This window comes from Mesorhizobium sp. B2-5-11, assembly GCF_006440835.1.
In the GTDB taxonomy this organism is placed as follows: domain Bacteria; phylum Pseudomonadota; class Alphaproteobacteria; order Rhizobiales; family Rhizobiaceae; genus Mesorhizobium.
This window is the reverse complement of sequence record NZ_VFUK01000004.1, coordinates 12,579-39,254: the sequence shown is the minus strand read 5'-3', so window position 1 is coordinate 39,254 and position 26,676 is coordinate 12,579. Positions and strand designations below refer to the sequence as shown.

Genomic DNA, 26,676 nt, shown 5'->3' with positions numbered 1-26,676 from the left:
AGCGCGGCACACCGATCCGGCACCGCGGCAAGCAAAAGAGGAACGTTTAATGAGCCGAAAGAGACCGACCGTCGCCGACCTGCGCGCCATGAAAGGCAAGCGTCAGCTGACCATGCTGCGCGTGCTGACCCTGGACGAGGCGGAAGCTGCCGAGCGGGCAGGGGTCGATATCGTCTCCGTGCCGCCGGAACTCGTGCTCAACCCGCAATACCGCGATGCGGCACCGAGCCTGTTCACCATGCCGGGAGACAATTTCTACGAAATCGGCACATCGGATGATTTCCTGCGTTGGGCTTTCCGGCTCTACAAGGCCGGCGCCGACGCGGTCTATTGCAGCGCGGGCTACGCCACCATCAAGCGGATGGCGGACGATGCCATCCCCGTCATCGGCCATGTCGGCCTCATTCCATCCCGCGCGACGTGGACCGGCGGCTTCAAGGCGGTCGGCAAAACCGCCGACACCGCCATGCAGGTGTTCGAAGCGGTGAAACAGCTCGAGGGCGCCGGCGCGATCGGCGCCGAAATCGAAGTGGTGCCGGTCGAGGTCGCCAAGGCGATCTCCGAGCGTACCTCGCTGATCATGCTGTCGATGGGCGCGGGCACCGGTTGCGACGCGCAATATCTGTTCGCCGAAGATATCCTCGGGCAGAATCGGGGCCACATGCCACGACACTCCAAGGTCTATCGCAACTTCTCCGCTGAATATGATCGGTTGCAGGCGGAGCGGGTGGCCGCATTCTCCGAATATGTCGCCGACGTCAACAGCGGCGTCTATCCCGAGGACAGGCATGTGGTGCACATGGACCCGGCCGAGCTACGCCTGTTCCTCGACAAGGTCGGCCGGGGCTAAGATCGGCTGCCATCTGTCGCTGGCGAGCGCGGCATGAAGCGCTTCGGCTTCGATGCCGAGCGCCCGATCCTCCTTCAGCGCCGGCACCAGCGCGCGTATCGCCGTATGGATAGCGGCTGTGCGCGGCGCCAGCGTCAGCCCGTCGCGCAGGTCGACGGCCTGGGCGGCCGCCATCAGTTCGAAGGCGATCAACCGGCGCCACAGTGCGATCATGGCGGCGCATTTCGAAACGGCCAGCGGCGTTTGCGTGGCATGGTCCTCGACGTCCTCGGAGACGGGCAGGAAATCGAGCATCACCGGATTGGCCTCGTGGCGGATGGCGGCCAGGATCGATGTTACCGCCTTCTGCAGCGGCGCGAAGCCGGCCGATGCGCCGCCGACCGGCGACAGGTATTTCGGACCGCGCTCATCGTGCCATAGGGCAGGACCAGCGCGCCACGCTTGATCCACTCGGTCTTCAGCAGCGGCTGCGGTTCCGGCAGCCGCGAGGCCTCGACGACGATGTCGGCGCCCTCGACGCAACTTTGCCAATCGGCCACAGCCTTGACCGGCTTGCCGAGATCGGTGGAGAGCCTGGCGGCAAAGCCGTCGCGGCTTTTCCGGCCGGCGCGAATGGACACGGATCTGGACGCCGTCGGTCAAATGCTGTTCAAAGCGGTCCGTCATGACTGCCATTCCCGAGATTGAAGCTTCAGCCGACCCAGCCAGGAATTCGCGGCGTGTGGCGCTGATCGTCGCCATCGCCTTCTTCATGCAGCTCTTGGATTCGACGATCATCTCGACGTCGCTGCCGCAGATGGGTGCCTCCTTCGGCGTGCCGGCGGTGGCGATGAGCATCGGCATCACCATCTATATGCTGACCATGGCGGTGTTCGTGCCCCTGTCGGGCTGGCTCGCCGACCGGTTCGGCGCGCGCAACATCTTCCTGGTGGCGATCGCACTGTTCACGCTGGCTTCGCTCGCCTGCGGCTTCTCCGAGAATCTCACCGAGTTCGTCGCGGCGCGCGCCGCGCAAGGGCTGGGCAGCGCATTGATGACGCCGGTCGGCCGCATCCTGGTGCTGCGCAACGCGTCAAAATCGGAACTGCTCAACGCAACCGCGCTCATCACCTGGCCGGCGCTGTTCGCGCCTGTCGTTGGTCCGGTGCTTGGCGGTTTCATCACCACCTATCTCTCCTGGCACTGGAATTTCTTCATCAACATCCCGCTTGGGCTGATCGGGCTGGCGCTGGTCGCCCGCTTCATCCCCGGTGACCGTGAAGCCGATCCCAAGCCACTCGACTGGCCGGGTTTCTTCCTGACATCGACGGGACTTGCTTGCCTGCTCTACGGCCTTGAGCGCATCGCGCATCCCGACGACGGCGTGCTGCCGACGGTGCTGCTGATCGCGGCAGGGATCGTCATCGGCTGGCTGGCGGTGCGGCATCTCCGGCGCGCGCCCCATCCGCTGCTCGACCTGTCCTCGTTCAAGGTGCTGACCTTCGCCATCTCGACGCTTGCGGCCGGCACCATATTCCGCGTCGCGATCAACGCCACGCCGTTCCTGCTGCCGCTTTTGTTCCAGGTCGGCTTTGGCATGAGCCCGGTCGATGCCGGCATGATGATCCTGGCCTATTTCCTCGGCAATCTCGGGATGAAGACGGTGACGACGCCGATGCTGCGCCACTTCGGCTTTCGTTCGGTGATGGTCGTCAACGGTATCATCGCGTCCGCGTCCATCATGGCCTGCGCGGCGATCTCGCCGCAGACGCCGCAGGCGCTCGTGGTGGGGCTGATGCTGATCGCCGGCCTGTCGCGTTCCATGCAGTTCACGGCGCTGAACACGCTGGCCTTCGCCGATATCGCCGCGGCGCAGCGCAGCTCGGCGGCGACCCTGTCCTCGATGCTGCAGCAGGTGGCAATGCTGTTCGGTGTGGCGATAGCTGCGGCGATCCTCAACCTGTCGCAGATCGCCAGGGCCCAGCCGGCGCTGGACCTTGTCGATTTTCGAGTCACCTTCCTGGTGATCGGCGTCATCGGGCTGGTGGCGTCGTTCCGTTTCCTGGTGTTGCCGAGGACCGCCGGCGCCGAGGTTTCCGGCCACATGGCCGGGAACCGAAAATTGAATTTTCCCATCCACCGCAGGGTTAAATTCCATCTTCGCCTTGCGCCTTGGTGTCGTGCTTGCGCAAGACGCAGGGATGGCGCAAACAATTGCTAAAAGCGCTGAAGTTTCCAGGCATTGCGCCAGCATCAGCAATCAATGCGTCCACATCGCGAGTCTCGTCGGCAGTCCGTGTTTTGAACGCGGATTCATTTGACGAACCGACGTTGAGCCGATTAGCTTTCTTCCCAGGGGCGGCAGCGCTGCCGCCGGGGTGAAGACAGACAATGAACGCGATCGGTCGGCCGAGTTTCAAGAGCCTGAACCAGGAAGGTATTGTCTTTGCCATAGCGGTGATGCTGTTCATTGCCGCGGCCATAGGCCTGCCGGGCTTCATCGCTCCGAACAATCTCGTTGCCATCGTTCGTTCGGTCTCGGTACTGGGCATATTGGCATTGGGCATGGCGGTCGTCATCATTGGCCGTGGCATCGACCTCTCGGCGGTGGCGATCATGGCGATGTCGGTCGCCTGGTATCTGCAGTTGATGAATTCAGGAACGCCTGACGGGCTCGCCTTCGCCTATGTGCTGGCCGGCGTGCTCGCCATCGGCCTGCTCAACGGCTTTCTCGTCGCTTACGCCGACGTGCCGGCGATCTTCGTGACGCTTGCCACCGGCTCCTTCGTCTTCGGCTATGTGCGCTCGCAACTGATCACGCAGGATGCGGTTCCGGTGCCGCAGGGCCATTGGGTGGAACTGCTTGGCGGCCTGCGCTTCCTCGACATTCCCATCGAGGTGTTCGTCTTCGCTGGGCTCGCCTTCCTGTTCTTCCTGTTCCTGCGCTACACCAAATGGGGACGCTACGTCTATTTCGCCGGCGACAATCCGGTCGCCGCGCGCAACATCGGTATTCCAGTGCGGCCGATGCTGGTGCTGCGCTATGTGCTTTCCGCCTTCGTGGCGCTGATCGCCGGCCTGCTGACAGCGGCCAGCCTGCATTCGATCAACACCCGCGTCGTCAACTCGACGCTGCTCTACGACATCGTGCTGGTGGCGGTGATCGGCGGCATCGGGCTTTCGGGCGGACGAGGCGGGGTGCGAAACGTGCTGGTCGGAGCGGCGCTGATCGGCATCCTGCTCAATGCGATGACCATCATCGACATTCCGCTGCTCTACCAAAACCTGATCAAGGCGGCGATCCTGCTCGGTGCCATCATCGTCGACGGCATCATCAATCCGCGTGACGAACAGACGGCGCAGCAGGGCGACATCTAGAGCATGATCCCGAAAAGTGGGAACTTTTCGGAAAAGATCATGCTCAAACAGGAAGACTAGACCAAAGCGGACGGTTGGGGCCGGCCGTAAATAACAACGACCAACCAGAGGATGTGACATGAAACTGATCAAAACATTGATGGCCGCCGCGACGGCGCTTGCGGTCACCGCGTTCGTGGCGCCGAGCTTCGCTGCCGATGATCCGGGCCCCGCTGCCTATGCGCAGGCACTCAAGGGCAAACGCGTCATGCTGGTGCCGCTGGCGATGGGCTTCGACCTGGCGCAGGGCTGGGCGCACTATTTGAAGACCGAAGTCGAGGCCTGGGGCGGCACGTTCGAGACGCGCGATCCGAACTGGGTCGTCGATGCCGGCGCGCAGGCGATCACCGATGCCATCTCCTCCGACACCAGGCCTGACGTGCTGATCATCCACGCGCCCGACCTCAATTCCTACTCCAAGCTGATGAAGAAGGCGCAGGCAGCCGGCACCTACGTGATCCTGGTCGACAATCCCGCCAATTTCCCGGCCGATGCCTTTGTCGGCAGCGATTGGGACCGGCTCGGCCAACTCGAGGCGGAAGCCGCGATCAAGGGCTGCGGCGAGAACTCGTCCAAAAAGATCGGCCTTGTGCAGGGCGATCAAGCGAACTCCTCCAGCCTTTATCAGTACGCCGGCATCATGAAGGTACTGGAAAAGCATCCCGAGTTTCAGGTCGTGGCCAAGCCCGACTCCAACTGGGATGCGACCACCTCGCGCAATGTCACGACGACGATGCTGCAGCAGAACCCCGACATCTGCTCGATCATCGACTTCTGGGATGGTGATGCTACCGGCGCGTCGGCCGCGATCCGTGACGCCAAGCTCGACGGCAAGGTTTTCCTGGTCACCACCGGCGGCGGCGAAAAGGCGGCCGACTGCGACAAGCTGCAGGACGGCACTTATGGCGCGGTTGTCATGACCGACCTTGCCCGGCAGTCGGGCGACATGAATGCCATCATAAAGTTCCTGCTGCAGAGCGGCCAGCCGGCCGGCACGTCGCACACCTACATCTACACGCTGGAGAAGGCGACGACCAAGGCCGACCTCAAGCCCGACAGCTGCTGGGACCTGAAGGCGTTGCAAGCGGAAGCCGCGGCGAAGTAGGTCGCGAGTTTACGCCTGATATCAACATGGCGGCCGGGTTGTACGTGGACAATCGCCAACCTCGGCGCTGCCCCTCACCTTACCCTCTCTTCGTGAAAACGGGGAGAGGGGGCGTCTTCACGGGGAGAAGGTGCCGGCAGGCGGATGAGGGGCAGCGGCGAAGTTGAGAATTGCTCCGGAGCGATTACCCGGCCACCTTTTTCTCTTCTCTCGCAATAGCAGTGACCTGATGTCCTTTCGCGAACGCCTCCAGGCCTGGCGCTACAATCTCGTGCCCGACCATCTGGTCGGCGAGATACTGACCAAGCGCTGGACCGACAATGCCATTCCCTTCCTGGCACTGGTGGCAACACTCGGCGTGTTCGGTTCGATCATTCCGGGCTTCTTCAAACTGACCTCGCTGCAGGAATCGACCCGCCAGCTCGGTGAATTCTCGATGGTCGTCACCGGCATGACGGTGGTGATGCTTGGCGGCGGCATCGACCTGTCGGTCGGCTCGATCTTTGCGCTGTCCTGCTTTTCGGCCGTCTATGTCTTCTTCATCCTCGAACAGTCGATCTGGCTGGCGCTGGCCGCTTCGCTTGCCGCCGGCCTCGTCTTCGGCGCCGTCAACGGCTATCTCGTCGGATACCTCAGGCTGCGCGCCTTCCTCACCACGCTGGTGACCTTCATTTTCGGGCGGGCGCTGTTCGACATCCTGGTCACCACCTATGCCGCCGATGTGCAGCTGTCCCAAGCCACCTCCGATGTGCTCGACTTCATCGGCGACGGCACCTTCTGGGGCCTGTCGGTCTCGGTGTGGCTGGCCATTATCCTCGCCATCGTCACTCATATCGCGCTGACGCGCTCGCGGCCCGGCTGGCATGTGCTGGCGGTTGGCGGCTCCCGGCGCTCTGCCCACAATGCCGGCATCCGTGTGCGCAGCACCGTGTTCATGACTTATGTCTTCTCAGGCTTCTGCGCCTCGATCGGCGGCTTCCTCATAGCTTGCCGGCTGAGCGGAGCAGGGCCGGGCACCGGCCTCAACCTCGAGATCATGGCGCTGACCGCGGCGGTGGTCGGCGGCGTCAGCCTCGGAGGCGGGCGCGGCTCGGTGATCAAGGGGCTGATGGGCGCCATCATCGTTTTGACCATGACCAACGGCCTGATCAGGCTGGGCTACGGTACCGGCACCAACCAGATGGTGCTGGGCATCATGCTGGCGGTGGCGGTGACGATCGACATCCGCTGGCTGAAGAACCGCCACAAGGTGCTGAACGAGGTCTATGTCGCGCCGGTCTATCTCAGGATGGGCGAGACGCAGTCGGCGGCGCCCGGCTCCGGCACATCATACGAACTCGACGACAGGCTGTCGGGCGCCGACCATATCGGGCTCGGCGAACTGGAGGGACCCGAAGATGTCATCCTCGACCGTGACGACCACCTCTATTGCGGCACGCGCCATGGCGAGATCGTACGCTTCTTCGCACCGGACTATGTGAAGTCGGAAGTGTTCGCTCATATCGGCGGCTTTCCGCTCGGCCTTGCCTTCGACAAATCAGGCAATCTGATCAGTTGTGTCGGCGCCATGGGGCTCTATTCCGTCTCGCCCGATCGTGAGGTCAAACGCCTGTCGGCCGAAACGTCGCGCTCCTGGACATCGGTCGTCGACGACGCACGGCTGCGCGATCCCAACGACTGCGACATTGCACCGGACGGCCGCATCTATTTCACCGACTCGACCAAGCGCTACGACGCGCATGACTGGGCGCTGGATTCGATCGAGAACCGCGCCACCGGCCGCCTGCTGGTCTATGATCCGAAGGACGGATCGACCAGGACGCTGCTCGACGGCTACCGCTACACCAACGGCGTGTGCATGGCGCATGATGGCAAGTCGCTGTTCTTCGCCGAGAGCTGGGCCTGCCGTGTGCATCGCTACTGGCTGGAAGGGCCGAAGGCCGGCACCGCCGAATGCGTCATCCGGGACATGCCGGGCTACCCCGACAACATCAACCGCGCTTCCGACGGCAATTACTGGATGGCGTGGCTCGGCATGCGCACCCCGAGCTTCGACCTGTCGCTGCGCCATCCCGACATGCGCAAGCGCATGACACGGCGGCTGCCGCAGGACGAATGGCTGTTCCCCAACATCAACACCGGGGGCGTGGTGAAATTCACGGAGGAGGGCGACATCGTCGAAGCGATGGGCGACCTCTCGGGCGGCGCGCATCCGATGGTCACCTCGATGCGTGAGCACAAGGGATATCTCTTCGTCGGCGGCATCCTCAACAACCGCATCGGCCGCTACAAGATTGCTGGCGCCGACCCGAATTGGACCAGCCCGGCTTCCTATTGGGGAGCAAAGCCATGATCCTCGATCCGGTCCTGGATATCTTTCGCGGCAAGGCCGTCACCATCCCGCCGCTGGATGGCGCTTTCCGACCCAACACGCAGCTCGACGATGCGCCGGCTTTTGCCGAACTGGCCGAACCGGACAACCTGCTGAGTGCTGGCGACAAGCTGCTCGTTTCCAGCGGCAACGCAGTCTATTCGATTGCCGCCGGAACCGCGCCCAAGCTGGTCGAGACCTTTTCGTCCACCATTTCCGCGCTGGCGCTCTCGCCATCGGGCGAGCTGACGGTCGGATTGGAAAGCGGCAAGCTGCTGGTCGGCGGCAGGGATGTTTCGCTACCGGCCGGTGTCAGCTGCATCAACGCGCTCGCCTATGCCGATGACGGCGCTCTGTGGCTGGCCAATGGTTCGGCCGAATTCGCACCATCACAATGGGCGGCCGACCTGATGAAGAAAGGCGCGTCCGGATCGCTTTGGAAGCAGGATGCGGCAGGCAGGACCTTCCGCAAGGTGGCCGGCGCCATCGCCTTTCCCTATGGGCTCCATCCCATCGGCAGGGATGTGCTGGTGAGCGAGAGCTGGCGCCATCAGTTCATCCGCTTCGAGGCGGCAAGCGGCAGCCGCTCGACGGTGTTGACCCATCTGCCCGGCTATCCCGCGCGGCTGTCGCCGGCAGCCGATGGCGGCGCCTGGCTGACCCTGTTTGCGCCGCGCAACCGGCTGATCGAATTCGTGCTGCAGGAGACGCATTACCGTCAGGACATGATCGAGCAGGTGCCGCCGGCCTATTGGATCGCACCGGCTCTGGCCTCAAGCCGCAGCTTCCTCGAACCGCTGCAATGCGGCGGCATCCGCACGATGGGCATCCACAAGCCCTGGTCGCCGAGCCGCTCCTACGGTCTGGTGGTCAGGCTCGACCAGAACATGCAGCCTCGGTTCAGCCTGCACAGCCGCGCCAACGGCATACGTCACGGCATTTGCAGCGTGGTTGAAAAAGATGGCGAACTGTTCGTCGCCTCGAAGGGCGGCGACTGCGTGTTGGCTGTCGATGCCGGGGGGGGTTGATGGAACCGATCGTGCGCCTGGAGAACATCACCAAAAATTATCGCGGCGTGCCCGCGGTCAAGAATGTCAGCTTCGAATTGCGCAAGGGCGAGATCCACGCGCTGCTCGGCGAAAACGGCGCTGGAAAATCGACGCTGACCAAGATCATCGCCGGAGTGGTCGACGCCAGTTCGGGCAAGATGTTCCACAAGGGACGCGAGATCGCTTACGCCTCGCCGCATGCGGCGCTCGAGGCGGGCATCGCAATGGTGTTCCAGGAGACCAGCCTGGTGCCGTCGATGACGGTGGCGCAGAACCTCTATCTCGGCACCGAGAAATTCCTCAACCGGCTGCGCGGCACCTACATTTCGGCGCAGCAGTTCCTGCAGTCGCTGAATTTTCCGGTCGACCCGAACGCCATGGTGGCGACGCTTGGCGCGGCCAAGCGCCAGATGGTCGAGATCGCGCGCGCCGTGCACCACAATGCCGAGATCATTATCTTCGACGAGCCGACCGCGACGTTGACGCCGGAGGAGAAGCGGCACTTCTTCGCGCTGATTCGGCGGCTCAAGGCGCGCGGCGTCTCCATCGTCTTCATCAGCCATGCGTTGGAGGAGGCGCTGCTGATTGCCGACCGCATCACCATCCTGCGCGATGGCGAGTTGGTCATCACCGACGACACGTCGGCCTTCGATCGCGACCGGATCGTTGCCGCCATGGTCGGGCGCACGCTATCGGGGCAGATCTATCGCCAGCGCGACGAGGCCAAGCTGCGCAAGGCGGGCAAGAAAGTGCTGTCGGTGCAGGATATCTCAATGAGCAATGTCGTGCGCAACAATTCGTTCTCGATCTTCGAAGGCCAGATCACCGGCGTCTTCGGGCTGATCGGCTCCGGCCGCACCGAGACGTTCAAGATCGTGTCCGGCATTTACAAACGCGATTTCCTGCGCGGCGGGGCGATCGAGCTGGACGACAGGCCGGTGCGCTATCTCGTGCCGAGCGAAGCGGTGGCCGACGGCATCGTCTACGTCACGGAGGACCGCAAGAGCGAAGGTATTTTCGAGACGATGGGCATTGCCGAGAACCTGTTCGGCGGGCTGCTGGCGGCCGGCCGCGAAAAAGGCTGGGTGATCAATCAGCAGGAGATGCGCGCGCTCTCCGCCGAATGGACCAAGACGCTGAACATCAGGGCGATCAACGACAATGCGCGCGTGGTCGAGCTTTCCGGCGGCAACCAGCAGAAGGTGGTGATCGGCAAGGGGCTGGTGCAGAAGCCGCGCGTCGTCATCTTCGACGAGCCGACGCGCGGCGTCGATGTCGGCGCCATCGCCGAGATCCACCAGATCATCAACCGGCTAGCCGACCAGGGTCTGGCCGTCGTCGTCATCTCGTCCTACCTGCCGGAGATCATGAACCTGTCCGACCGGATCCTGGTCTGCCGCCAGGGCCGTATCGTCGAGGAGTTTTCGCCGGCCGAGGCGACGGAGGAGAAGATTATGTATGCGGCGGTGCATTAGAGAGTGTGTCGGTATTCAGGTGAGGCCGGCCTGCAAACGCCGACTTCCTGCGCTTCCGGCGCTCACGTACTTCAAGTACGCTCCGCTCCGGTTCTCGGAACCCGTCGTTTTCGACTCGGCCTGACCTGAATCTCGACACACCCTCGCGGTGCTGTTTGCGTCGCAAAAGGCGAATAGGCGAATGAAGTGAATGGATTGGCGGCGGCTGTTCAGCGTCCGATTCAAACGTTCGGCATTGAAAAAACGAAAGGAAACACCATGGCCACCACCAGACTCCTGAGCGATGCCGAGGTGGAGAAAATCCCGGCCTTAAAGGCGGTGTTCGACGACATCCGCGCGACGCGCAAATCCGATTTCGTCAATAATTTCTGGCGCGGGCTGGCCAATGATCCTGCGGCGCTGAAGCGTATCTGGGAACAGCTCAAGGCGGTGATGGTTGCAGACAGTGCGATCGATCCGTTGACCAAGGAGATGATCTACATCGCGGTGTCGACCGCCAATGGCTGCTCCTATTGCGTCCATTCGCACACCGCGGCGGCGCGCGCCAAGGGCATGACAGACGCACAGCATGGCGAACTGGTGTCGATCATCGGGTTGGCGGGACAGACCAACCATCTGGTGACGGCAATGCAGATCCCGGTCGATCCACAGTTCGAGGTGAAGTGAGGAAAGACGCGCTACACCGGCCTGTAAACCTTCTCCGCCGCGTTCCAGAAAATGTCGGCTTCCGCCGCCGTGCCATGCTTCTCCACCGCATCGCGGTGCGCCTTGATCAGTTCGGCGTGGCCGGTCCAGAGCTTCTCGATCGGGAAGTTCGAGCCGAACATCAGATGGTCGCTGCCAAGAATATCGATCGCATTGTCGATGATGTAGGCGATCAGCGCCGGGTCGTTGCGGTGAACGAAGGTGCCGAGGCCAGACAGCTTGGCGTAGAGATTGGGCGCCGCCGACAGTGTGCGCAGGCCGGCCTTCCAGGCTTCGGTGGTTTCCGGTTCCATGCCGGTCAGCATGCCGGCGTGGGTCAGGATGAAATTCGTCTCCGGGTTTTCGCCGACCAGCGTCAGCCCGTCCTTCATCTGGGCGGGGAAGAGCTGCAGGTCGAAGGACAGGCCGTAATCCTTCAGCCGCGCGACGTTGGCGCGGACCTTGGGGTCGATCACCTGGTCGGCCGAGGCGGCGAAGCGGAAGGCCGGAGTCTCGTGCCAGTGCAGTTGCATGCGCACGCCGCGCAGCAGCCTGTATTTCATCAACCGGTCGATCTGCGGCCTGACATCGTCCACCGTCATGTCGGCATAGCCGACGATGGCGTGCGGCCAGCCGGTCTCGTCAGCGGTCTTCTGCAGGAAGGCGACCTCCTTCTCGAAATCCTCCTTGGCCCAATTGGTCTGGACATAGACGGCTTTTTCGACGCCCGAACCTTTTTGGTCGGCCAAAAATTCATCGATCGGATAGTCGCGGCGGATCGGTTCGTAAAGGCCGAAGATGCGCGGCACCATCGGGCCGACCAGCCATGGTTGGTCCTTCTGGCGCCAGATGTGGAAATGCGCGTCGATGGCTTTCTGCATCACGATACCCTTTTCCAGATGGTCGCGGCCGCCGGGGCGGGGCGTGCGAGCGACAGGATGAAATCGGTGAGGCCGGCCAGCGACGAGCCGTCGACCAGATCGTCGAGGTCGGGCAGGATGGCGCGCAGCGCCGCTGTCGCCGGCTGGAAGCGCGGATCGCCGGCCAGCGGGGTCGCCAGCGACAGCCGGAAGGCGCGGGCGCTAAGCCTGCGCATGGCAATCTCCAGTTCGGCATGGTCGCCGCGCTCCAGCGCGTCGGAGAGAATGACGACCGCGGCGCCGCGCGTGAACGACGAAAAGCGCGGCACCGAGAGGAATGCCAGCAGGGTCGGTCCCATGCGGGTGCCGCCATCCCAATCGTCGACCTGGGCCGCCGCGCGCGCCAGCGCCTGATCGCGGTCGCGGATGCGCAATGCCGAGGTGATGCGGGTGAGCCGCGTGCCGAAGGTAAAGATCTCGGCGCGGTCCGCGCCCTGCACGGCGGCATGCGCCAGCTTGAGATAGTCGGCGGTGTGCAGCTTCATCGAGCCGGAGACATCGATCAAGAGCAGCAGTTTGCGCGGCACGGTCTGGCGGCGGCGCAGCAGCGGCGAGGGGACATCGCCATCTGCGCCGACGATTTCCCTGAGCGAGCGGCGCAGGTCGAGCTTGCCGCGCGAATGGGTACGCACGGTGCGGAAGGAACGTCGGGCGGGCAGGGCCGATGACAGCTTTCGGCGAAACGCGGTCAGACTGTCGTCGTCGCGCTGGAAGTCGCGCGAGCTCAACTGCTCCAGGGCGGAAGACAACTCGCCGCCTTCCTGTTTCTGCTCGGCCTCGATCCGTTCGTCGTCGGCACCGCCATCATCCTTGATGCGCGTTTCCTCGTCTGCATCGCCTTCGATCACAGCTGACGCGTTGCCATAGAAATGGCTCTGGAAATGCGCTTCGAATTCGTCGCGGCGGTCAGGCGGCGGCGCTAGTGTGGCCAGGGCCGCCTCACGGATGTCCGCCATCGAGCGCGGCCCCAGCAGGGTCACGGCCTGCATGAAACGGGAGACTTGTTCCGGGGCAATAGCGAAGCCGTAGCGGCGCAGCAGGCGAGCGAAGCTGAGCAAGGGCGTTGCGGCGCGGGGGAGATGTCCGGCAGGACAGAGGGGGGCGCTGTCCCGCCCGCGTTGCTGAATGACGTCGCGGCTCACGCCAGCACCTCGTCGACGATCCGGCCGAGCTCGGGCGCGATGTAGGACAGATCCTCCTCGTCCTTGATCAGCACGCCGATGGCGCGGCGGAAGGCTTCCGGCCATGGACTGCCGCCTTTTTCGAGAATGGTCGCGGCATTGGCCCATTCGACCGCCTCGGCGATGCCGGGCGGCTTGGCGAGTGGACGCGCGCGGATGGTCTGCACGGCTGTGGCCACGGCGCGTGCCGTTGCCTCTGCGACATCGCCGGCGCGCAGCATGATGATGGCCGCCTCACGCTCGGCATCGGGATAGCCAATCCAGTGATAGACGCAACGCCGCCGGAGCGCTTCGGCGAGTTCGCGGGTGCGGTTGGAGGTCAGGATGACGATCGGCTGTGCGGTGGCGCGGATGGTGCCGCGCTCGGGAATGCTGATCTGGAAGTCGGAAAGAAACTCCAACAGCAGCGCCTCGAATTCGTGGTCGGAACGGTCGATCTCGTCGACCAGCAGGATGCGCTGCTCCGGCGCCTTCAGGACCTGCAGCAGCGGGCGGGCGATCAGAAAGCGGTCGTCGTAGATATCGACTTCTTGCTCGCCGGCATGGCGGATGGCGAGCAGCTGGCGCTGGTAGTTCCACTCATAGAGTGCATGCGCGGCGTCTATGCCTTCATAGCATTGCAACCGCACCAGATCGCGGCCGAGCAGCCCGGCGATTGCCTTGGCCGCTTCCGTCTTGCCGACGCCCGGAGCGCCTTCGAGCAGCAGCGGCTTGCCCAGCCGGATCGCCAGGAAGATAGCCGTCGCCAGGCTTTCATCAGCCAGATAATGCGAGGCAGCGAGGCGCTCGGCGACCGCTTCTGGCGAAGTCGCGACCGTTTCGGCGTTTACCTCGGGCATGTCGGTCCTCAGGTCGTCGCTTGCGCCTTGAGCGCACGCAAAATGCGTTCCGGCGTGATCGGTAGCGTGTCGATGCGCACGCCGACAGCGTCGAAAACGGCATTGGCGACCGCCGGAATCTGTGGATTGGCGCACATTTCGCCGGGCCCCTTGGCGCCGTAAGGACCATCTGCCGAGGGCCGCTCCAGCACGATGACCTCGGTTTCGGCCAGATCGCCGGGACCTGGCATCAGATACTGATTGAAGTCGGTGCCGCCGTGGTCACGGCTGGGATAATAGGGCTCGGTCGTTTCGTAGAGCGCGTGGCTGATGCCCATCCAGGAGCCGCCGACCAGCTGCTGCTCGACCATCTTGGGGTTCAGCGCACGGCCGATCTCGAAGACGTTCTTCACCGCCAGCACCGTCACCTCGCCGGTCTCGTCGTCGACCTCGACCTCCGCCACGGTGCAGGCATGCGCGTAGCAGGTCGACGGCTTCATCGCGCCGGTCTCCTTCTCCGGATAGGAGCGCGGGATGAGAAACATGCCGCGTCCCGAGATCGAGCGGCCGCGCTTGAAATGCGCCGAAAGCGCGACGTCGAAGATCGAGATCGATTTCTGCGGCGCCCCTTTCACCAGGATGTTGCCCTGGCCGTCGGTCTCGAGGTCGGAGGCGTTCACCTCCAATTCCTCCGCCGCCACTTCCAGCATCACCTGGCGGGCTTCCCTCGCCGCCTGGATGACGGCGTTGCCGGCGCGGTGCGTGCCGCGCGAGGCGAAAGTGCCCATGCAGTGCGGGCCGGTGTCGGTATCGGCGGTGTCGACGACGACGCGGTCGGTCGGCACGCCGATTGTCTCGGCGCAGATCTGCGCCATGATCTGCTTCATGCCCTGGCCGAGATCGACCGATGATAGGGTCACCATGAAATTGCCGGTTGGGGTCGAATGCACCAGCGCCTGGGTGGGATCGCCGCCAAGGTTCATGCCCGTGGGATAGTTAATCGCGGCGACGCCGCGTCCACGCCTGATCGCCATCTCAAGCTCCCTTCACGTAGGAGGACATTGCCATGTATTTCTCAGCCACGGGCCAGTTGGCCGCGCGCGAGGCCTCCTGCATGCACTCTATGAGGGCCGCCCCTTCGGTCGGCTGGCGATGCGCCTTCATATCGCCGTCGCGATAGGCGTTGATGAAGCGGAATTCGAGCGGATCCATGCCGATCAGCCGCGCCAGCTTGTCCATCTGCACCTCCAGCGCGAAGTCACCGATGGTGACGCCGAAGCCGCGCATGGCGGAGGAGGGGGTGCGGTTGGTGTAGACGCAGTACGTGTCGATCCAGACATTGGGGATGGTGTAGGGGCCGGGATAGTGCCCCGCGCCCTTCTGGGCGCCATAGGGCGAATGGCGGGAGTAGGCGCCGGCGTCGGTGTAGCCGGTGACTTTGCGCGCGACGATGCGGCCGTCCTTCATCACGCCGTCCTTGATGACGACCTTTTCGGCCGCGCGAGGTGACGAGATCTGCATCTCCTCCTCGCGGCTGTAGGTAAAACAGACCGGTCGCCCTGTTAGCTTGGCGCCGAGGATCGCGATCGGTTCGACGATGACATCGACCTTGCCGCCAAAGCCGCCGCCGACCGTGCCGCCGACGAAATGCAGCTTGCTGCCCGGCATCTGCAAAATGATCGACGTGTTGTCGAGGGTGAAGAACATCGCCTGCGTGTTGGTATAGCAGGTGAAGCGGTCATTGCCCTCCGGTGCCACGATACAGCCGGTGGTCTCGGTCGGCGCATGCTCTATCGGCGAGGACTGGTAGCTTTGTTCGAGGACGTAGTCGGCCTCGGCAAACCCCGCCTCGACATCGCCGAAGCGCACCTTGCGGCACTCGCCGCTGTCATAGAGATAGTAGTTCTGGCCGTGATACTCGTTGACGAGGGGCGCGCCGGGCTTCAGCGCTTCCTCCATGTCGAAGACGGCCGGCAGCACCTCGTAGTCGACCTTGACCTTGGCCGCGGCTTCCTGGGCGGCGCGCTCCGTCTCGGCCAGCACCGCCACCACGGCCTCGCCCTTCCAGCGCACCTTGCCGTCGGCCAGAACCGCCTCGTCCTCCGGCCCGATCTGGATCAGGATCAGGATGGTGTAGACATTGTGCGGGACGTCCCTGGCGGTGAGAATTTTCACCACGCCCGGATGTTTTTCCGCTTCGGACGTATCGATCGATCGGATGCGGGCATGATGGTGCGGGCTGCGCACCATCTTCAGATGCAGCATGCCGGGAAAGTTGCGGTCGGCGAAATAGGCGGTTTTGCCGGTGACATGGCCGGGCGAATCCGAGCGGGGCCTCGGCTGGCCGATCTCGTTGAGGTCATCCTTGCGGACGTCCGAAAAATAGCTTTTGCGCAGTTCCATCTTGCTTCCCTCAGGCCGCGTTCTGCGAGTTGGCGCGAGCGGCGGTGAGCACCGCCTGGATGATAGGCTCGTAGCCTGTACAGCGGCATATGTTGCCCGACAGCGCTTCGACGACATCGTCGCGGCTGGGATCGGGCGTGTGGTCGAGCAACACCTTGGCCGCCATGAGCATGCCCGGCGTGCAGAAGCCGCATTGGGTGGCGAAGGCGTCGAGAAAGGCGCGCTGCAGCGGATGCAGGACGCCGCCTTCGGCAAGACCCGATGTGGTGGTGATGGCAGCGCCGTTGCAGGTTTCGGCGAGCGTCAAACAGGACAGCCGGAGCTCACCGTCGACGATCACCGAGCAGGCGCCACAGGTGCCTTGATGGCAGCCGCCCTTCGGCGAAGTGTCGCCGATCTTGTCGCGCAAGGCGTTGAGCAGCGTGGTGCCGCTTTCGACGAATTCGGCCTTCTCAGAACCGTTGAGCGTGAACTGGACGGGAACCTTTGCCATTCTTCCTCCTTGCGCGCCTGCCCCGCAGGGCAAGCGCGCGCCCCGAATGTGACTAGCTGAGCAGCAGCCGACCGAGATGAACCGGCAGCACTTGCGCGCGATACCAGGCGCTGGCGATCGGGTCGGTGATTGGTGCGGTGCCGTCGCCCGCGGCGGCCAGTGCCGAAGCGATGCCGTCCGCGTCCAGTGTCCTGCCGAGCAGCGCTTTTTCGGCTGTCTTGGCTCGCATCGGCCGGTCGGCCATACAACCGAGCGCGATGCGCGCCGAGGATATCGTGCCGTCGCCGGCTTGTTCCAGGATAGCGGCGATACTGAGCACCGAGACGCCCTTGGGCTTTACCCGCGAGACCTTCACGAATCGAAAGCTTCCCTGCGCCGGCCGCGTGAAGCTGACCGAGGTGACGATCGCGCGGCTCCCGCCCCGCTTGGCCAGAAACGCTTCCATCGGCATTTCGCCGTCATTGGTGCTCACCATGGCGTCCAGCGCCAGCAGGGCGACTGCGAAATCGCCATAGGGGCTTGGCGCAAACAGATTGCCGCCGACGGTCGCCATGTTGCGGATCGCCGGACCGCCAACGGCACGCGCGGCCTTGGCAAGCTGGCCGAGCTCGGGATGGCGGGCGATCGCCGCCATGGTCACCGAAGCGCCGATGCGGATCGTGCCGCCGGAGACCGTGATGACCGACAAGGCCGGGTCGGTCGACCTGACAAGGCCGGAGACCGAAACGTCGCCCTCATTGGCGGCGCGCAAGACGAGCGTGCCACCGCCGAGATAGCGCGTGCCGGCGGCTTTCAGCGCCGCGCTGGCGTCTTTCACCGTTGCAAAACTCTGCAATGCCAGCGCCATGGCCCGCTCCTCAACCCTGGCCGGTGAAATGGCTCTTCAGGGCGTTGAAGCCGCCCTGGAAGACATTGGCGCCCATGCCCTCGGCCAGCTTGTCGGCTTCTTCGGGTGCTGCGTCGAAGCTGGCGGTCCATTCGGCATAGGTGCGGTCGCCGTCGGTGACGCGCCGCAATTGCAGCGTAGCCCTGTGGTTGGTGAGCGGCTGCGGCGTTTCCAGGATCGAATAGCTGACGAGGAAATTCTCATCGGAGAAATCGAGCAGCTTTTCGCGCAGCCGCGCGCCGCTGGCCAGCTGGAAGTTGCGCACGCAGCCGATCGTGGTGGCGTCCTTGCCGTCCTCGATATGGCTTTCGACCATGCGCGGATGCCAATTCGGCAGTCCGTTGAAGTCGCGGATGCGCGCCCAGACCTTTTCGACCGGCGCGTCGATGACGGTGGAGATGGTGACATCAGCCATATGCTCTTTCCCCTGCAAACGTTCTGCTTGGGACGGTAGGCCGATCGTGGTCGCGGTGCTTATCAATGCGTCTTGGGCACGTATCAATCAGTCTGAAAATAGCCGCTTTCCGGCCCGTCAGGACACTGCTCGCGCCGCTTCGCGATAGAGCGTCGGCGGCACGCCGACATGGTCGCGGAAGAAACGCGAGAAATTGCCCTGGGTGGTGAAGCCGAGATTGCAGGCGACCGATATCAGCGGCTCATGCGACCACTGGAGCTGGCGCACCGCTTCCTCCATGCGCAGCGTGTTCCAGTAGACGTTGGGCGTCAAACTGGTCTGTTCCTTGAACAGGGCGAAGAAATGCGGCCGCGACAGGCCGACGCTGCGCGCCACGTCATCGAAGGAGATACGCTCGCAGACATTGGCTTTCATCAGCTGGATCGCCTTGCGGACGCGGAAATCCTGCATGGTGTTCACGCGGCCACGCGGCTCCTGCGGAGCTGAAGCGTCGGCGGCATCGAGCACCGAGTCGATGAAGCGCTCGATCTCGTAATTGGCGACATCGTCGATGCTCTCATTGTCGGTCAGATGATCGAGCAGGCCGGCAGCAGCCTGGTGCAGCCAGGGTTCGAGCGTGATTGCCGCCTGCGCGAAAAGCGGCGCGGACGAGGGCAGGTCACGGCGCCGCCGTGCCCAGTCCGGGTCGATGTAAAAGGCGAGGAACAGGCCTGGGGTGCCGTCGTGCGACAGCACATGGCTATGCGGCTGCAGCGAGTTGATGCCGGCAGCCGTGCCAGGTCCAAGCAGGACCGTCTCACGGCCGATGGTCATCTCGCCGGCGGTGCCTTCCAGCCAGATGATGAGATGTGCCTCGACATGGGCATGGGTGACGAAGTCGCTCGCGACATTCAGGACAGAAACATGTCCGAACCGGCCCCAGTAGAGCCTGATCGCTTCCGTCATGGGTATATCCTCCCGCAGGCGACTGGCCTCCCTTCGCCTGCTTGGGGATTGTGCGGCCGGTTTTCCGTGTCCGTCAAGGCATAGCCGCACGCCCGGTATTCGCGGCAGGCCGCTTCAGCCGATTTTCAGACTGAGCGATAGGACCGAAATGAACGCCGCTTCGGCGAAGACAGGCTTTTAGTCGCTTCGCCTGAAGTTGCGGATGCGGTCGAACAGCACCGCCAGCAGGATGGCGCCGCCGATGAAGGTGCCCTGCCAGAAGGCGTTAATACCGAGCAGGCCGAGGCTGTTGCGGATCACCTCGATGAGGGCGGCACCCACGATGGCGCCAAAGGCGGTGCCGACGCCGCCGGCGAGATTGGCGCCGCCGATGACGGTGGCGGCGATGACCTGCAGCTCCATGCCGTTGCCGAGATTGGTGGTGACGGCGCCCAGCCAGCCGGTCTGGATGATGCCGGCTATTCCCGCCGACAACGCCGAGATCATGTAGACGGCGACCTTGATCTGGCGCACCGGAACGCCGGTCAGCGTCGCCGCATGCTCGTTGCCGCCAATGGCGAAGATGTGCCGGCCGAACTTGGTCCAGCGCAGGACGAAGCCGGTGATCAGCGCCAAAAGGATCATGTAGAGCACCGGATTGGCGATCCCGAACAGCCAGGCGCCGCCGCCCAGCGCCAGCAGCTTGTCGTGATCGGGCCCGAACTGGAAGACGACGGTGTTGTTGGAGGCCACCATGGCGAGGCTGCGGGCGATCGACAGCATGCCGAGCGTCACCACGAAGGGCGGAAAGCCGAGATAGGCGATCAGAATGCCGTTGAAGCCGCCGATGACGAGTGCGGTGACGATCGAAGCCAGGATGCCGACTTCGATCGAAAACCCGGCATGCATGGTAACGGCCAGCACCATCGAGCACAGGCACAGCACCGAACCGACCGAGAGGTCGATGCCGCCGGTGATGATGACGAAGGTCATGCCCAGCGCGACAATGGCGACGAAGGTGACGTTGCGGGTGATGTTGAAGAGGTTCTTCGGGGTGGCGAAGGCATCCGTGGCAAAGGACAGGAAGATACAGGCGAGGATGACGGCGATCACCACCCAGAACGTCTGGCTGGAGAGCAGCCGCGACAGAAAACTGTGCTGTTTCTGCGCGATCGTCTGATCAAGGGTGACTGCCATTATCGACCTTTCCTGCCGGGAGCGAAACGCGCCAGCGCAATGAAATCCGGTTTTGCCGCTCTCACACCACCTGCTCGATGGCGCCGGTGATCAGCCCTGTCACTTCCTCGGGCGAACTCGAGGCGATCGCCTTGTCGGCGACTTTCCTGCCGCGCCGCATGACGATGACGCGGTCGGCGACGTCGAAAACGTCGGGCATGCGGTGGCTGATCAGCACCACGGCGATGCCCTGGTCGCGCAAATGGCGGATCAGGTTGAGGACTTCGGCGACCTGACGGACCGAAATCGCCGCCGTCGGCTCGTCCATCAGCACTATCTTGGCCTGCGACAGCATGGTGCGGGCGATCGCCACCGCCTGGCGCTGACCGCCGGACATCTGTTTGACGAGGTCGCGCGGGCGCGTCTCGGATTTGAGCTCGGCGAATATCTGGCCGGCGCGCTTGTACATGGCGGCATAGTCGAGGATACGGAAGGGCCCGACGCCGCGGCGCAGTTCGCGGCCGAGATAGACATTGGCCGCCGCCGTCAAATTATTGCACAGCGCCAGATCCTGGTGGACGATCTCGATGCCGTGCTGGCGGGCCTCGACCGGCTTGTGCAGGATCAGATCCTTGCCGTCCATCTGCATGGTGCCGTGGCTCGGGCGGAAATTGCCGGCGATCATCTTGACCAGCGTCGACTTGCCGGCGCCGTTGTCACCCATTAGGCCGACGACCTGGCCGGGCTCGATCGACAGCGACACGTCGTTCACCGCCTGGATGGCGCCGAAATGCTTCGAGATGTTGGTGAGTTCGAGAACCGCCACCAGCCTTTTGCCTCCCATGTCTGGCCGTCTGTCCCGGAAGGGGCGACGGCTTCGGTTCGCTACCCCAGCTCCTCCCGGAAGCAGCGACCCGGTCATTTACGCAAATGCCTGCGCGGGCGTCAATTGTCTGACGAATAAGATTTGGGCAATTGTCGGACGAATGAGATCCCGCTTTTCGGGAAAAATCCGTTTTGTAGGACAAATAGCAATTGACGTTGGCAGCAAGCCGTTATTAGTTGAGCGTCGGAGGAAGATATGCCGGCTTTGACGACGTCGTTTGACGGGGCAACCGGTAGAGGATTATCGATCGTGCCGGCATCGTTGCCGGGCTGGTCGCATCTGAAAATACTTATCGGCCTGGCCTGGCGGCACGAGCGCTTGCTTCTGTCATCTCGCATTCGGCCGATCTGTGTGGCGGGCACGCCGTGTCCGTCTGTTTCCAAGGGAGGACTGACATGAGGAAAACAGTTTTGCTCGCCGCCGTCGCCGCCATGGCGTTGGGCGCCGGGCCGGCTTTGGCCAAGAAGCAGCTCGTCATCGTGGTGAAAGGTCTCGACAATCCGTTCTTCGAGGCGATCCACCAGGGCTGCGAGAAATGGAACAAGGAAAACGCCAACTCGGAGTATGAGTGCTTCTACACCGGTCCGGCGTCGACTTCCGACGAGGCCGGCGAGGCGCAGATCGTGCAGGATATGCTGAGCAAGCCGGACACGGTGGCGATGGCGATTTCGCCGTCCAACGCGCCGCTGATCGCGCAAACGATCAAGAGCGCCAACCCGTCGATCCCGATCATGACCGTCGATGCCGACCTTGCCAAGGAAGACGCAGCACTTCGCAAGACCTATCTCGGCACCGACAACTATCTGATGGGCAAGAAGATCGGCGAATACATAAAGAAGGCCAAGCCGAATGGCGGCACGATCTGCACCATCGAGGGCAATCCGGCGGCCGACAACATTCTTCGCCGCGCGCAAGGCATGCGTGACGCGCTGTCGGGCAAGGAAGGACTTGCAGCCCTTGCCGGCGAAGGCGGCTGGACGGAAGTGGCGGGCTGTCCGGTGTTCACCAACGACGACGGCGCCAAGGGCGTCCAGGCGATGACCGACATCCTTGCCGCCAACCCCAAGCTCGATGCGTTCGGCATCATGGGCGGCTGGCCGCTGTTCGGCGCACCGCAGCCCTATCGCGATCTGGTCGGACCGTTGAAGGACAAGCTGGCCAGCAACGACTTCGTCATCGGCGCCGCCGACACGATCGGCGACGAGGTGGCGATCGCGCGGGATGGCCTTGTCACCGCGCTGGTCGGTCAGCGGCCGTTCGAGATGGGCTACAAGGCGCCGTCTGTGATGATCGACCTGGTCGAAGGCAAGAAGGTCGATGATCCGGTGTTCACCGGCCTCGACGAATGCACCAAGGATACGGTCGACACCTGCATCCAGAAGTAGGCGTCTCGATCGGGGCGCTCGCCGACGGGCGCCCCGCCACCTCTGCTGACGAACAGGGACACGCATTTCAGGGGCAGCGGCTCCGGCGTTGGCGCGCCCGAGCTTCGAATTTTTCGGCAATGGCATCGGCGGACCGACAGTTCCTGACCGGAACAGGTACGGCCGACGCATTGGAACGTGGATGCCGGACGAAAAATCAAACAAGCGAGCCATTCGGACCAAGGCACAGGCCGGCCGCCGTCCGGTCGCCATGCGCCGGCCCGATGCGGCGCACTTTCCCGGTGCCAGCGTGCACGCCTCGCTGGCCAGCGAGATCGGGCTCAGGATCGTGCGCGGCGACTATCCGCCAGGCACCATCCTGCCCAACGAAGCCCAATGGTCGCAAACGTTCAACGTCAGCCGCTCGGCGGTGCGCGAGGCGATCAAGATGCTGATGGCCAAAAGCCTGCTCGCTTCGCGCCCCAAGATCGGCAGCTGGGTCGAACCGAAGGAGCGCTGGAACCTGCTCGACCGCGACGTGCTCGCCTGGTACGCGACCGCGCCGGACCGTGAGGTGTTCCTGCGGACGGTACAGGAGTTCCGCCATATCATCGAGCCGGAAGCGAGCGCCTTTGCCGCGGTGCGGCGGACCGACGAGCAGATGGCCGAGATCAGCCAGGCCTGCCGCGAGATGGGCGAGGCGGCAAGCCTTCAGGAGCGCATCCGGGCCGACACGCGCTTTCATCTCGCCATCCTGCGGGCGTCCGGCAACGACCTGCTGGTGCCGCTCGGCGTGCTCATCGAGTCGGCGCTCGACCATCTCTTCGTCTTCACGACTCAGCAGGTCGGCGACCAACGGCGGGCCCAGAGGCTGCATGAGGCGATCGAGAAGAATATTCGTTTGCAGCGACCCACAGCGGCGCGCAACGCCGTGCACAAGCTGCTCGCCGATACGGATGAAGGGATCGGAAGAGGGCGAGGGTGATCGACGCTCGCGCTTGGTGATCACCTTTCTATGGACAATGCGTAGCCTTCTGCGGCCTTTCGCAGGCTCCCGGCGTTCGAAGCTCGAAAAGCCAAGCTATTGGCTTTTCATCCGGTGCGCGGACCGCTTCTCACCCTTAAATCGTCTGTTTCTTTCCATCTTTCATCGGCATCAGATCGACACCGTTGACCTTGCCGATATGGGTGGCCAGCATCGGCACGTACTGCTCGGCCGGTCCGGTGGCGTGTGCTCCGGCGAAAGCGTTCTTGGTGGCGTTGCCGAGGGGGTTGGCAATGCCGGCAGAACCCGCCATCGATTCGAGGTAGGTCAAGTCCTTGAAGGCGTTGGCAATAGTGAATTTGTGGGCGTCGCGGTCGCCCTCCAACGTCCAGCGCATGAAGGTCTGGTAGAAGCCGCAATCCATGCGGCCGTTGCGGATGACGCTGTCGAAGCGCTGCGGCGAGATGCCGACCTTCTCGGCCAAGGCCAATGCCTCGGAATAGATCGCCGCATAGCCCAGCGAGACGAAATTATTGAGCAATTTCATGCGGTGGCCGTCGCCGGTGTCGCCGATATGGACGATACGGCCGGCCCAGGTTTCGATCACCGGTTTGACCCTGGCAAAGACGGCGTCGGGTGCGCCGACCATGGCGTCGAGCGTGCCTTCCCAAGCCTCCTTCGGCGTGCGGCTGAGCGGTGCATCGACATAGTTGACGCCGAGCGCCTTGAGTTCGGCGGCCAGCGCAACGGTCGAGACTGGGTCGGAGGTCGAGCAGTCGACGACTACCGAGCCTTTTCTCAATCCTTCCTTGAGACCGCCGGGGCCTCGAATGATGGCTTCGACCTCACGCGAACCGGTGACGCAGATGAAGACGATCGTCGATGCCGCCGCCACGTCGCGGGAGGTCGAGGCTTCGTGGGCGCCGCGATTAGCCATATCCTCCGCCGGCTTGCGATTCTTGCGGCCGAGGAAGGTCAGGTGATAGCCTTTATCGACGATGTTCTTGGCGATGCCATGACCCATCAGGCCAAGGCCGATGAAGCCGATCTTCTCGCTCGCGGCGGTCGTGTTCATGCTGTCTGTCCTGTGTTGCGATTATCGATAATGTCGCCGCTCTTTTAGCCGCAAGCGGTTGCAGAAAGCAATATTGTCTGACAATACACATAATTCCTGAGCTTTCGTGGAGACCAGAATAATGAAGCGGATCATGTTCACCGGCGGCAGCGGCAAGGCCGGGCGCCACGTCGTGCAATATTTGGTGGAGCAGGGCTGCCAGGTGCTCAACATCGACACCAAGCCGCTCGACAATCCCAAGGTGCGCACGCTGATCACCGACATCACCGACAGCGGGCAGGTGTTCAACGCGCTGTCGAGCTATGCGGGCTTGCATGAATTCGACCCGTCGCTGCGCCCCCAGCCCGTCGACGCCGTGGTGCATTTCGCCGCGATCCCGCGCATCATGATCACGCCCGACAACGAAGTGTTCCGCATCAACGCGCTCGGTACCTACAATGTCATCGAGGCGGCGGTGAAGCTCGGCATCCGCAAGGTGATAATCGCCTCCAGCGAGACCACCTACGGGCTGGTCTTCGCCAACGAGCCGCGCACGCCGAAATATTTCCCGCTCGACGAAGAATACGACGTCGATCCGATGGACAGCTATGCCCTTTCCAAGGTGGTCAACGAGAAGACGGCACGGGCCTTTGCGCAGCGCGACGGTGCCGACATCTATGCATTGCGCATCGGCAACGTCATCGAACCGCACGAATACTCCCTGTTTCCGAAATGGTTCGCCGATCCCGGTTTCCGCAAGCGCATCGCCTGGAGCTATGTCGATGCGCGCGACCTCGGCCAGATCACGCTGCGCGCCATCGAGAAGGATGGGCTCGGCTACCAGGTGTTCAACGCTGCCAATGACGACACGTCGTCGGACCTGCCGACCGCGGAACTGCTGAAGCGCTTCTATCCCGGTGTGCCGGTCAAGGGTGAGCTCGGCGAATTCGAGACGCTGCTGTCCAATCGCAAGGCGCGCGACATGTTGGGCTTTCGGCCGGAACACAGCTGGCGCAAATACGTGAGGATCTCTTGAAAACAGGCCCCGCCGGGGTTGAGCTGTGCACAGAAGCCGGCTTTGCGGGTGAACCCGCTTGCCGTGCTTGACAGCTTGCTCAATCCGGACTTTCTGGACACTATGCGGGACGCGAAGCCGAACAAGGAAAAATCGCCGGCAAAAGCGGCATCGGCCGAGCGTCAGGCCGGCGTTCGCCGCACCGATGCGGCGCGCATTCCGGGTTCCAGCGTGCACACCTCGCTGGCCAGCGAAATCGGGCTCAGGATCGTGCGCGGCGACTATCCGCCCGGCACCATCCTGCCCAACGAAGCCAAATGGTCGGAGACCTTCAGCGTCAGCCGCTCGGCGGTACGCGAGGCGATCAAGATGCTGATGGCCAAAAGCCTGCTCGCCTCGCGCCCGAAGATCGGCAGCTGGGTCGAGCCGAAAGAACGTTGGAATCTGCTCGACCGCGACGTGCTTGCCTGGTACGCGACCTCGCCGGACCGCGAGGTATTTCTGAAGACGGTGCAGGAATTCCGCCACATCATCGAGCCGGAGGCATCCGCTTTTGCCGCCATGCGGCGGACCGACGAGCAGATGGCCGAAATCAGCCAGGCCTGCCGCGAGATGGGCGAGGCACCAAGCCTGCAGGAGCGCACCCGCGCCGACACGCGCTTTCATCTCGCGATCCTGCGGGCGTCTGGCAACGACCTGCTGGTGCCGCTCGGGGTGCTGATCGAATCCGCCTTCGACCATCTCTTCACCTATACGACGCGGGAACTCGACGATTTGCAGCACGCACAGAAGATGCATGAGGCGATCGAGAAGAACATCCGCCTGCAGCGGCCCGACGCGGCGCGTGCCGCGGTGCGCAAGCTGCTCGCCAACACAGACGGCGTGATCAGGTCACGATAAGCCGTTCCAGGAACCCGTCACGCGGCTTGCTGCCTACTCTTCCTTCTCACGTCCGAACGCCGCGCGCAGTTCGTCCTTGGCGTCCTCGAGCACCTTCTTCTGCTTCGCCGGCAGGTTCTTGCCGGCACGGTTGATGTAGAAGTTCAGCATCGACATGGCGGACTGGAACGGTTCGGCCTTGCGCCGGTCGCTGTGTTCGGCCGACCGCTTGAGCGAAGCCGCGATCTTCTTCGGGTCGTGGGATTCGAAGACATGGTCTTCGAGATCCATGGCATTGCTGTGCTCGGTCACCTCAGCCGACCATTTCCGTTTCGCGGTCATGGCAA

Annotated in this window: 25 protein-coding genes and 2 pseudogenes; 12 read left to right on the top strand and 15 right to left on the bottom strand. The window is 63.4% G+C overall.

Annotated features, from left to right (window positions below; translation table 11 throughout):
• Positions 1-49: 49 nt before the first annotated feature.
• The gene (locus tag FJ490_RS13955; RefSeq protein ID WP_140728484.1) at positions 50-850 is read left to right on the top strand and encodes a 3-methyl-2-oxobutanoate hydroxymethyltransferase; all 801 of its coding nucleotides are present in this window, start codon (positions 50-52) and stop codon (positions 848-850) included.
• Here the strand turns inward: FJ490_RS13955 and FJ490_RS13950 are convergent.
• Together FJ490_RS13950 and FJ490_RS13945 are read right to left on the bottom strand one after the other, a co-directional pair.
• Positions 815-1,249, bottom strand: a pseudogene (locus tag FJ490_RS13950) (aromatic amino acid lyase); the annotation flags it as partial. The gene FJ490_RS13955 and the pseudogene FJ490_RS13950 sit on opposite strands and share 36 nt — an antisense overlap.
• Positions 1,249-1,495 (bottom strand): annotated as a pseudogene (locus FJ490_RS13945) (ornithine cyclodeaminase family protein); the annotation flags it as partial. The pseudogenes FJ490_RS13950 and FJ490_RS13945, both read right to left, overlap by 1 nt.
• A gap of 19 nt (positions 1,496-1,514) precedes the next feature.
• Here FJ490_RS13945 and FJ490_RS13940 point away from each other — a divergent pair.
• From FJ490_RS13940 to FJ490_RS13910, 7 genes are all read left to right on the top strand, one after another.
• Positions 1,515-3,050, top strand: a complete 1,536-nt coding sequence (locus FJ490_RS13940) for a DHA2 family efflux MFS transporter permease subunit (RefSeq protein ID WP_246672676.1) — start codon at positions 1,515-1,517, stop codon at positions 3,048-3,050.
• A 170-nt stretch (positions 3,051-3,220) separates the two neighbouring features.
• The gene (locus FJ490_RS13935) at positions 3,221-4,207 is read left to right on the top strand and encodes an ABC transporter permease (RefSeq protein WP_140686671.1); all 987 of its coding nucleotides are present in this window, start codon (positions 3,221-3,223) and stop codon (positions 4,205-4,207) included.
• Between the two features lie 118 nt (positions 4,208-4,325).
• Positions 4,326-5,351 carry a sugar ABC transporter substrate-binding protein gene (locus FJ490_RS13930; protein WP_140562376.1) on the top strand — a complete coding sequence of 342 codons (1,026 nt, stop codon included), beginning with the start codon at positions 4,326-4,328 and terminating at the stop codon, positions 5,349-5,351.
• Positions 5,352-5,580: 229 nt separating this feature from the next.
• Positions 5,581-7,704 (top strand): SMP-30/gluconolactonase/LRE family protein, encoded by a 2,124-nt coding sequence (locus FJ490_RS13925; protein WP_140728486.1) that lies wholly within the window; start codon positions 5,581-5,583, stop codon positions 7,702-7,704.
• Complete coding sequence (locus FJ490_RS13920) at positions 7,701-8,750, top strand: hypothetical protein (RefSeq protein ID WP_140728487.1); 1,050 nt, start codon at positions 7,701-7,703, stop codon at positions 8,748-8,750. Before FJ490_RS13925 ends, FJ490_RS13920 begins: the two co-directional genes overlap by 4 nt.
• Positions 8,750-10,246: a sugar ABC transporter ATP-binding protein gene (locus FJ490_RS13915; RefSeq protein WP_140728488.1), complete on the top strand. Its 1,497-nt coding sequence runs from the start codon at positions 8,750-8,752 to the stop codon at positions 10,244-10,246. Before FJ490_RS13920 ends, FJ490_RS13915 begins: the two co-directional genes overlap by 1 nt.
• A 258-nt stretch (positions 10,247-10,504) precedes the next feature.
• Complete coding sequence (locus tag FJ490_RS13910; protein WP_140499869.1) at positions 10,505-10,912, top strand: carboxymuconolactone decarboxylase family protein; 408 nt, start codon at positions 10,505-10,507, stop codon at positions 10,910-10,912.
• Between the two features lie 11 nt (positions 10,913-10,923).
• Here the strand turns inward: FJ490_RS13910 and FJ490_RS13905 are convergent, their stop codons facing one another.
• From FJ490_RS13905 to FJ490_RS13855, 11 genes are all read right to left on the bottom strand, one after another.
• Positions 10,924-11,811, bottom strand: coding sequence for an amidohydrolase (locus FJ490_RS13905; protein ID WP_181165281.1), 888 nt, complete (start codon positions 11,809-11,811; stop codon positions 10,924-10,926).
• Positions 11,811-12,887, bottom strand: coding sequence for a VWA domain-containing protein (locus FJ490_RS13900; RefSeq protein ID WP_181165282.1), 1,077 nt, complete (start codon positions 12,885-12,887; stop codon positions 11,811-11,813). The genes FJ490_RS13905 and FJ490_RS13900 overlap by 1 nt, the downstream gene beginning before the upstream one ends.
• A gap of 101 nt (positions 12,888-12,988) precedes the next feature.
• Positions 12,989-13,870, bottom strand: a complete 882-nt coding sequence (locus FJ490_RS13895) for a MoxR family ATPase (RefSeq protein ID WP_140515853.1) — start codon at positions 13,868-13,870, stop codon at positions 12,989-12,991.
• An 8-nt stretch (positions 13,871-13,878) separates the two neighbouring features.
• On the bottom strand, positions 13,879-14,883 hold the full coding sequence (locus FJ490_RS33530) for a molybdopterin cofactor-binding domain-containing protein (RefSeq protein ID WP_140499865.1): 1,005 nt from the start codon (positions 14,881-14,883) through the stop codon (positions 13,879-13,881).
• A gap of 1 nt (position 14,884) precedes the next feature.
• The gene (locus FJ490_RS33525; protein ID WP_140557949.1) at positions 14,885-16,252 is read right to left on the bottom strand and encodes a xanthine dehydrogenase family protein molybdopterin-binding subunit; all 1,368 of its coding nucleotides are present in this window, start codon (positions 16,250-16,252) and stop codon (positions 14,885-14,887) included.
• A gap of 10 nt (positions 16,253-16,262) precedes the next feature.
• On the bottom strand, positions 16,263-16,745 hold the full coding sequence (locus tag FJ490_RS13880) for a (2Fe-2S)-binding protein (protein ID WP_140499861.1): 483 nt from the start codon (positions 16,743-16,745) through the stop codon (positions 16,263-16,265).
• A gap of 52 nt (positions 16,746-16,797) precedes the next feature.
• Positions 16,798-17,592 carry an FAD binding domain-containing protein gene (locus FJ490_RS13875; protein ID WP_140499860.1) on the bottom strand — a complete coding sequence of 265 codons (795 nt, stop codon included), beginning with the start codon at positions 17,590-17,592 and terminating at the stop codon, positions 16,798-16,800.
• A gap of 10 nt (positions 17,593-17,602) precedes the next feature.
• The gene (locus FJ490_RS13870; protein ID WP_140567548.1) at positions 17,603-18,046 is read right to left on the bottom strand and encodes an SRPBCC family protein; all 444 of its coding nucleotides are present in this window, start codon (positions 18,044-18,046) and stop codon (positions 17,603-17,605) included.
• 117 nt (positions 18,047-18,163) lie between these two features.
• Complete coding sequence (locus tag FJ490_RS13865; protein ID WP_140630792.1) at positions 18,164-18,991, bottom strand: AraC family transcriptional regulator; 828 nt, start codon at positions 18,989-18,991, stop codon at positions 18,164-18,166.
• 177 nt (positions 18,992-19,168) lie between these two features.
• Positions 19,169-20,167 carry an ABC transporter permease gene (locus tag FJ490_RS13860; RefSeq protein ID WP_140580042.1) on the bottom strand — a complete coding sequence of 333 codons (999 nt, stop codon included), beginning with the start codon at positions 20,165-20,167 and terminating at the stop codon, positions 19,169-19,171.
• A gap of 61 nt (positions 20,168-20,228) precedes the next feature.
• Positions 20,229-20,972 (bottom strand): ATP-binding cassette domain-containing protein, encoded by a 744-nt coding sequence (locus FJ490_RS13855; RefSeq protein ID WP_140500157.1) that lies wholly within the window; start codon positions 20,970-20,972, stop codon positions 20,229-20,231.
• Positions 20,973-21,427: 455 nt separating this feature from the next.
• On the opposite strand from FJ490_RS13855, the gene FJ490_RS13850 reads away from it, so the two are divergent.
• Together FJ490_RS13850 and FJ490_RS13845 are read left to right on the top strand one after the other, a co-directional pair.
• Positions 21,428-22,417, top strand: a complete 990-nt coding sequence (locus tag FJ490_RS13850) for a sugar-binding protein (RefSeq protein WP_140580041.1) — start codon at positions 21,428-21,430, stop codon at positions 22,415-22,417.
• A 181-nt stretch (positions 22,418-22,598) separates the two neighbouring features.
• A complete protein-coding gene (locus tag FJ490_RS13845) occupies positions 22,599-23,381 on the top strand; it encodes a FadR/GntR family transcriptional regulator (RefSeq protein WP_140728490.1) in 783 nt (260 codons plus the stop codon).
• 136 nt (positions 23,382-23,517) lie between these two features.
• Here the strand turns inward: FJ490_RS13845 and FJ490_RS13840 are convergent, their stop codons facing one another.
• Positions 23,518-24,456 (bottom strand): NAD(P)-dependent oxidoreductase, encoded by a 939-nt coding sequence (locus tag FJ490_RS13840; RefSeq protein WP_140666837.1) that lies wholly within the window; start codon positions 24,454-24,456, stop codon positions 23,518-23,520.
• 118 nt (positions 24,457-24,574) lie between these two features.
• Between FJ490_RS13840 and FJ490_RS13835 the strand changes: the two genes are divergently transcribed.
• Positions 24,575-25,471 carry an NAD(P)-dependent oxidoreductase gene (locus tag FJ490_RS13835; RefSeq protein ID WP_140500155.1) on the top strand — a complete coding sequence of 299 codons (897 nt, stop codon included), beginning with the start codon at positions 24,575-24,577 and terminating at the stop codon, positions 25,469-25,471.
• 102 nt (positions 25,472-25,573) lie between these two features.
• Positions 25,574-26,350, top strand: coding sequence for a FadR/GntR family transcriptional regulator (locus FJ490_RS13830; RefSeq protein WP_140500153.1), 777 nt, complete (start codon positions 25,574-25,576; stop codon positions 26,348-26,350).
• A gap of 33 nt (positions 26,351-26,383) precedes the next feature.
• Here the strand turns inward: FJ490_RS13830 and FJ490_RS13825 are convergent, their stop codons facing one another.
• The gene (locus tag FJ490_RS13825; RefSeq protein ID WP_140499848.1) at positions 26,384-26,671 is read right to left on the bottom strand and encodes a DUF3175 domain-containing protein; all 288 of its coding nucleotides are present in this window, start codon (positions 26,669-26,671) and stop codon (positions 26,384-26,386) included.
• Positions 26,672-26,676 lie beyond the last annotated feature (5 nt).

Bases quoted from the DNA above. Each gene is read 5' to 3' on its own strand.
- FJ490_RS13955 (WP_140728484.1), top strand. From the start codon at position 50: ATGAGCCGAAAGAGACCGACCGTCGCCGACCTGCGCGCCATGAAAGGC.
- FJ490_RS13940 (WP_246672676.1), top strand. From the start codon at position 1,515: ATGACTGCCATTCCCGAGATTGAAGCTTCAGCCGACCCAGCCAGGAAT.
- FJ490_RS13935 (WP_140686671.1), top strand. From the start codon at position 3,221: ATGAACGCGATCGGTCGGCCGAGTTTCAAGAGCCTGAACCAGGAAGGT.
- FJ490_RS13930 (WP_140562376.1), top strand. From the start codon at position 4,326: ATGAAACTGATCAAAACATTGATGGCCGCCGCGACGGCGCTTGCGGTC.
- FJ490_RS13925 (WP_140728486.1), top strand. From the start codon at position 5,581: ATGTCCTTTCGCGAACGCCTCCAGGCCTGGCGCTACAATCTCGTGCCC.
- FJ490_RS13920 (WP_140728487.1), top strand. From the start codon at position 7,701: ATGATCCTCGATCCGGTCCTGGATATCTTTCGCGGCAAGGCCGTCACC.
- FJ490_RS13915 (WP_140728488.1), top strand. From the start codon at position 8,750: ATGGAACCGATCGTGCGCCTGGAGAACATCACCAAAAATTATCGCGGC.
- FJ490_RS13910 (WP_140499869.1), top strand. From the start codon at position 10,505: ATGGCCACCACCAGACTCCTGAGCGATGCCGAGGTGGAGAAAATCCCG.
- FJ490_RS13905 (WP_181165281.1), bottom strand. From the start codon at position 11,811: ATGCAGAAAGCCATCGACGCGCATTTCCACATCTGGCGCCAGAAGGAC.
- FJ490_RS13895 (WP_140515853.1), bottom strand. From the start codon at position 13,870: ATGCCCGAGGTAAACGCCGAAACGGTCGCGACTTCGCCAGAAGCGGTC.
- FJ490_RS33530 (WP_140499865.1), bottom strand. From the start codon at position 14,883: ATGGCGATCAGGCGTGGACGCGGCGTCGCCGCGATTAACTATCCCACG.
- FJ490_RS33525 (WP_140557949.1), bottom strand. From the start codon at position 16,252: ATGGAACTGCGCAAAAGCTATTTTTCGGACGTCCGCAAGGATGACCTC.
- FJ490_RS13880 (WP_140499861.1), bottom strand. From the start codon at position 16,745: ATGGCAAAGGTTCCCGTCCAGTTCACGCTCAACGGTTCTGAGAAGGCC.
- FJ490_RS13875 (WP_140499860.1), bottom strand. From the start codon at position 17,592: ATGGCGCTGGCATTGCAGAGTTTTGCAACGGTGAAAGACGCCAGCGCG.
- FJ490_RS13870 (WP_140567548.1), bottom strand. From the start codon at position 18,046: ATGGCTGATGTCACCATCTCCACCGTCATCGACGCGCCGGTCGAAAAG.
- FJ490_RS13865 (WP_140630792.1), bottom strand. From the start codon at position 18,991: ATGACGGAAGCGATCAGGCTCTACTGGGGCCGGTTCGGACATGTTTCT.
- FJ490_RS13860 (WP_140580042.1), bottom strand. From the start codon at position 20,167: ATGGCAGTCACCCTTGATCAGACGATCGCGCAGAAACAGCACAGTTTT.
- FJ490_RS13850 (WP_140580041.1), top strand. From the start codon at position 21,428: ATGAGGAAAACAGTTTTGCTCGCCGCCGTCGCCGCCATGGCGTTGGGC.
- FJ490_RS13845 (WP_140728490.1), top strand. From the start codon at position 22,599: ATGCCGGACGAAAAATCAAACAAGCGAGCCATTCGGACCAAGGCACAG.
- FJ490_RS13840 (WP_140666837.1), bottom strand. From the start codon at position 24,456: ATGAACACGACCGCCGCGAGCGAGAAGATCGGCTTCATCGGCCTTGGC.
- FJ490_RS13830 (WP_140500153.1), top strand. From the start codon at position 25,574: ATGCGGGACGCGAAGCCGAACAAGGAAAAATCGCCGGCAAAAGCGGCA.
- FJ490_RS13825 (WP_140499848.1), bottom strand. From the start codon at position 26,671: ATGACCGCGAAACGGAAATGGTCGGCTGAGGTGACCGAGCACAGCAAT.